Here is a 5,184-nt window from a genome sequence, read left to right as displayed (position 1 = left end):
TAGGGGCTAGGGGCTAGGGAAGAGTTTTCCCGATGCCTCATGCCCAATGCTCAATGAGGTATTTTTGAATGAATGTTTCAATCCGTTTATTGCAGGCGAATGAGTTAGCTACTGCTGATCATGTTTTTCGGTTGGCTTTTGGTACATTTGTAGGACTACCTGAGCCAACTGAATTTGGTGGGGATGCTGCTTACATTTCTCACCGTTGGCAAACTGATCCCGCTGCGGTATTTGCGGCTGAGGTAGATGGAAAAATTATCGGTTCTAACTTAGTCACTAATTGGGGGAGTTTCGGCTGTTTTGGCCCTTTAAGTGTTCATCCTGACTTTTGGAATCAAGGAGTCGCACAACGTCTCATTGAACCTGCGATCGCTTGCTTTACTCAATGGAACACTCAACAGGCAGGACTATTTATTTTTGCTCAAAGTCCCAAGCATCACGTACTATATCAAAAGTTTGGTTTCCGGCTGCGTTTTCTAACTGTGATTATGACTAAACCAGTGGAGAAATATCAGCCAGTACCCCAAGGCACTAAATACTCTCAAATGAGTGAGGATGAACGGATACAAGGAATCAAAGCCGCTTATCAACTCACTAATTCCATTTATGAAGGGTTAGAGCTATCACGGGAAATTCAGACAGTTGAAGCTCAAGGGCTGGGTGATACAGTCTTTTTGTGGGATGATGCAGGCTTGGCAGGATTTGCTGTTTGTCACTACGGAGCCGGTACAGAGGCAGGTAGTAATACTTGCTTTGTCAAATTTGGCGTAGCGCGATCAAGAACTCATGCAGGGCAATATTTTGAGCAATTATTAGATCTGTGTGAAGAACTGACCGTAACACAAAAAATGACGCGCTTGGTTGCTGGGGTAAATACCAGTCGAGATGAAGCTTACCACAGGATGCTGGCTCGTGGTTTTCGCAGCGAAAAAATTGGAGTAGCCATGCATAAACCTAATGAACCAGCATACAATCGCCCTGATGTTTTTGCATTAGATGATTGGCGATAGCGTAATCTTAAACTGTAGCGTTTCAGCTATGGGAAAAAGAAATTTTATGAAAGCTTACGAAATTCAAAGTAATGCAGGGATTGATGCTCTGACGTTAGTTGATCGTTCTGAACCCAAACCCGCAGCAGGTAAAGTTCTAATCAAAGTCAAAGCAACATCACTAAATTACCGCGATTTGCTGGTTGCTGAAGGAGCCTACGGCGCTGGACAGAAATATCCCCTAGTTCCCATGTCTGATGGTGCGGGGGAAGTTATAGCAGTGGGTGAAGGTGTCACACGAGTGAAAGTAGGCGATCGCGTAGCTGGTATCTTCTTCCAAGACTGGATTTATGGCTCTTTAACTAAAGAAACCATGAAGTCGGATTTGGGAGGCAGTATCGATGGGATGCTTGCCGAATATGTCGTCTTAAATCAAGATGGTTTAGTAAAATTACCTGATCATCTATCTTACCCTGAAGGCGCAACTTTGCCCTGTGCCGCTGTCACAGCTTGGCACGCTTTAGTAACAAAGGGCAATATTAGCACCGGTGATAGTGTTTTGTTACTCGGTACTGGCGGCGTTTCGATTTTTGCCCTCCAGTTTGCCAAGCTCAATGGTGCTAGGGTGATTGTTACTTCTAGCAGTGATCAGAAATTAGCACAAGCTAGAGAATTGGGTGCTGATGAAATAATCAACTACAAAATAACGCCAGATTGGGAAAAGCAAGTCTATCAACTAACTAATCGCATCGGTGTAGATCATGTAGTAGAAGTAGGCGGTGCAGGAACTTTACCCAAATCATTACAAGCAGTTCGGATTGGGGGACGGATTAGCTTGATTGGCGTTTTATCAGGTAAAGGGAATGAGATTGACCCTATGCCTATACTCTTCAAAAGTTTAGCAATGCAGGGAATTTATGTAGGTAGTCGAGAAATGTTTGAGGCGATGAATCAAGCTATTACCCAACATCAAATCCACCCCATTATTGATAAAAATTTTGCGTTTACGGAAGCAAAAGAAGCTTATTTTTACCTTAAAAGTGCTGCTCATTTCGGTAAGGTTGTGATTGAGATGGAATAATCTTTCTATCGAAATAATTCAATCAATTAAGGCGATCTCCGTTAAGTCTTTTGAAATGTTTATGTACGAAACCGGACAGAAATTTGCTATTTATAGGTCAATACGGTTTTGATGTGGCAGATAGCGAAGAAAATGCTAGAGTGTTTGGTCGTCCAAGTAGCCGTCCCGGAACAATTGCAGCATTTCCCAAAGTGAGATTAGTCATCTTGGTAGAGGCAGGAACACACATCATATTTGATGCTTTCATGTGTCCATATCGTATTGGAGAACGAGTGCGAGCATTAAAATTATTACGCTCTGTACAATCAGGAATGTTATTGATGTGGGATAGAGGGCTACATTCCTATGAAATGGGACAGAAAACTGTATCTAAAGGCTGTGATTATTTAGGAAGAATCCCTGCTAATGTGAAATTCTTAGCAGAAAAACCGTTAGAAGACGGCTCATATTTATCGTGGATCAATCCTTCAGGAAGATTACGCTCAAAAGGCTGTCGGCCAATCATGGTGAGAGTTATTGAGTACACAATTGAGCATCCCCAAAATCCGGCAGAACAACTTACTTATCGCTTAATTACTAGCTTATTAGACATTGAAAAATTTCCCGCACAACTGTTAGCCAAAGAATATCATCAACGATGGGAAGTAGAAAATACCATTGATGAATTGAAAATACATCTTTTGGGGCGTAAAACTCACGTTCGTTCTCAAAAACCACGAGAAGTAGTGCAAGAAATTTATGGTTGGTTGTTAGCTCATTGGTCAGTACGAGTGTTAATGTTTCAAGCTGCAACTACTGCTGGGGTTCCACCATTACGCTTGAGTTTTACAGGTACATTACGAGTCATTCGTCGTGCTATTCCTAAATTTCAAGACTTACAGACCGAAGACTTACCTTTTTTTTCGATTGGTTAATTGTCGAGATTTTAGATACGTTGTTACCTGAACGTGTTCACCGTATTAATCCCAGGGTCGTGAAAAAACCTGTATCAAAGTTTCGTTCTAAAAAACCGCAACATACAGGGACTGGACAACGAGTAGAAGCTCCGAAATTTCACATCACTCATCAGCTTTCTAGCCTTAACTGAACCGTATTGCGCTATAACCGTGGTAATATCAGCATTTTGAATCGAGAAGCTTTGGAAGCAACTTCCTGTGAGTTTTATCGAGTCATACAAAATGAATTTGCTCAGTTAGTAGGCACTTTGCCAAAAGGCGATCGCAGTTAATATTTTTGAGTTTCTGTGTGCGTAACCGTACAGACACTTGGTAGTTAAAGATTTAACCTAAAAATAGTGTGTGTTTTAAAGGAATACTGTTTTAAGAGGTTAGACGCATGTGTAATGAATTCACTTGTATTCCTGGTCTGCGCTTGCTTATTATTGATAATGATGCCGATACCAGAGAAATGCTTTACATCCTGTTTAATTTGGAGGGAGCAGAAGCTTTAACTGTTGGTTCAGCAAGGGAAGCTCTAGAAGTAGTATCTGATTTTAAACCAGATGTCCTAATCTGTGACCTCTACTTATCAGATGAAATGGGCTATTCACTGCTTCCAAAAATTAGAAGTATAGAAGCAGCGAAAGGCAGATGGACTCCAGCTATTGCTCTGACGGGATCTACTAGGGAAAAAGACTGTGCATACGCATTTACCGCAGGATTCCAAATGTACTTATCCAAGCCTGTGAACTTAGATGAGTTACTTAATAAGGTTGCGAGGTTGGCTTTTGATGCTGCACATAAGCAATTAGCCTGAATGAATCACTAGGCTAACTTGCGATCGCTACTTAAATCATAATTTTTGCCACTCATACCATTTTTTTATGAATATGCGTCTAACTAGCCTGCCTTTGCAGGCTTTGTTTTATGGCCCCAAACTTCCAGTCTGAAGGGGAATAAAGGGCAGCCTCACATAAAATTGATATAAACCATGATTTTCATTCAGCCAATTGACGATTTTTCCGTAACTGGCAAAATTTTCAGGTGAGTTTAATTTCGCTTTGAGTAATTTCAGTACTTCTCCTTTGATTGTTGGAGTTTGTTGGAATTTGTCCTAGTGGTTTTTTAATTTCGAGTAACCCTAATAATCCCTGCTGACGGTATTTCTGCAACCACCGCGTCATCGTTGACTCTTTGCGCGCTAATTCAGTATGCGAGTTTTTTCTAGATATTCTATACTTTCGGTGATTTTTATTTCTAGCTGATGTGCCATTTTGCTGCTGTCCGACTTCCCCTCGGCTCTCTATTATATGCAAGCTCAATGTTAATTGATATAAGAGCAAAAAATATAATTACTAGACCATGTTTGTTTTAAGATTTCCAGTAAAAAGTCCGTACCCGCTATTGCAATTGAAACCATTGCTGCTACTGTTAGCATGGTTGAGCTAATAGGATCTAAAAGCCTAAATATAAAGGATTTTGCTTCTTTAAGGGTAGACAGCTATTTGGAAATCATAGTTGCAAAAAAACGACAGCAGGATGAAAAACTAGTATTTATACATAACTAGACTTGTCCTTGCTGTTGCGTTGCATAAATATGCCATACGATATAGCTTTTTGTTATACGATGCAAAGTTAATAAACGAAAGACGATCTGATCTAAGTTTAATGTCAAGCGATCGCCTTTTCGCTAAAACAGTATAAATTTTGATGTATGCGAGGAGAGTGATTATTTATTTACCTTATGTCTTTTTCCAAAAAATTAGGTGTTTTAAAAGTATTTTTTTGACTATAATTGAAGATTTGATATGTACAAATATTTTAATGAAAATATGGATTATTTTACAATTTCAGCAGATTAATAGAGCTACTACACTACGATAAGTATAATCTGAGTGACTTGTGGAAAGTCAATCGCATCAAAGCTTAAAGCCCTACTTACTGGAACAAATAATTTAAATATAAATCATCGACAGCCAGATTTTTTAAAGTAGTCAAACCCATTTTTATTTTGGGTAAAATTATGATGGCAAATGAATTTATTTTACTAAATTCTTAAAAATTAATTAGGTGCAGTCATTGGTGTAGTTAATTAGTATTAGCTTTGTCAATCATTTCTATTAAAGCAAATCCATAATTATGAAAAAATAACAAAGATAATATAATAAATTAATCA

The 5,184-nt window shown here is 39.2% G+C and carries 5 protein-coding genes and 1 pseudogene; 5 read left to right on the top strand and 1 reads right to left on the bottom strand.

The annotated features are described in order from the left end of the window. The first annotated feature begins 68 nt into the window (after positions 1-68). From I8751_RS24505 to I8751_RS24490, 5 genes and pseudogenes are all read left to right on the top strand, one after another. Positions 69-1,010: a GNAT family N-acetyltransferase gene (locus tag I8751_RS24505; RefSeq protein WP_214441699.1), complete on the top strand. Its 942-nt coding sequence runs from the start codon at positions 69-71 to the stop codon at positions 1,008-1,010. Between the two features lie 46 nt (positions 1,011-1,056). Then, complete coding sequence (locus tag I8751_RS24500; RefSeq protein WP_214441698.1) at positions 1,057-2,070, top strand: zinc-dependent alcohol dehydrogenase family protein; 1,014 nt, start codon at positions 1,057-1,059, stop codon at positions 2,068-2,070. Between the two features lie 107 nt (positions 2,071-2,177). Beyond that, positions 2,178-2,984, top strand: a pseudogene (locus I8751_RS24495) (IS4 family transposase); the annotation flags it as partial. Between the two features lie 179 nt (positions 2,985-3,163). After that, entirely contained in the window at positions 3,164-3,298 is a 135-nt protein-coding gene (locus I8751_RS29865; protein WP_318780366.1) for a hypothetical protein, read from the top strand. 107 nt (positions 3,299-3,405) lie between these two features. After that, the gene (locus I8751_RS24490) at positions 3,406-3,825 is read left to right on the top strand and encodes a response regulator (protein ID WP_214441697.1); all 420 of its coding nucleotides are present in this window, start codon (positions 3,406-3,408) and stop codon (positions 3,823-3,825) included. A gap of 223 nt (positions 3,826-4,048) precedes the next feature. Here I8751_RS24490 and I8751_RS24485 read toward each other — a convergent pair whose 3' ends face one another. After that, positions 4,049-4,192, bottom strand: a complete 144-nt coding sequence (locus I8751_RS24485; RefSeq protein ID WP_214441696.1) for a hypothetical protein — start codon at positions 4,190-4,192, stop codon at positions 4,049-4,051. Between the last annotated feature and the right edge of the window lie 992 nt (positions 4,193-5,184).

It is taken from the genome of Atlanticothrix silvestris CENA357, assembly GCF_016056295.1.
In the GTDB taxonomy this organism is placed as follows: Bacteria; Cyanobacteriota; Cyanobacteriia; order Cyanobacteriales; family Nostocaceae; genus Atlanticothrix; species Atlanticothrix silvestris.
Note: the sequence above shows the minus strand (reverse complement) of the source record. Positions and strands in the feature narration are given on the sequence as shown.

What these genes read in the sequence shown, in the direction of transcription:
- I8751_RS24505 (WP_214441699.1), top strand. Translation starts at nt 69, where the DNA reads ATGAATGTTTCAATCCGTTTATTGCAGGCGAATGAGTTAGCTACTGCT.
- I8751_RS24500 (WP_214441698.1), top strand. Translation starts at nt 1,057, where the DNA reads ATGAAAGCTTACGAAATTCAAAGTAATGCAGGGATTGATGCTCTGACG.
- I8751_RS24490 (WP_214441697.1), top strand. Translation starts at nt 3,406, where the DNA reads ATGTGTAATGAATTCACTTGTATTCCTGGTCTGCGCTTGCTTATTATT.
- I8751_RS24485 (WP_214441696.1), bottom strand. Translation starts at nt 4,192, where the DNA reads ATGACGCGGTGGTTGCAGAAATACCGTCAGCAGGGATTATTAGGGTTA.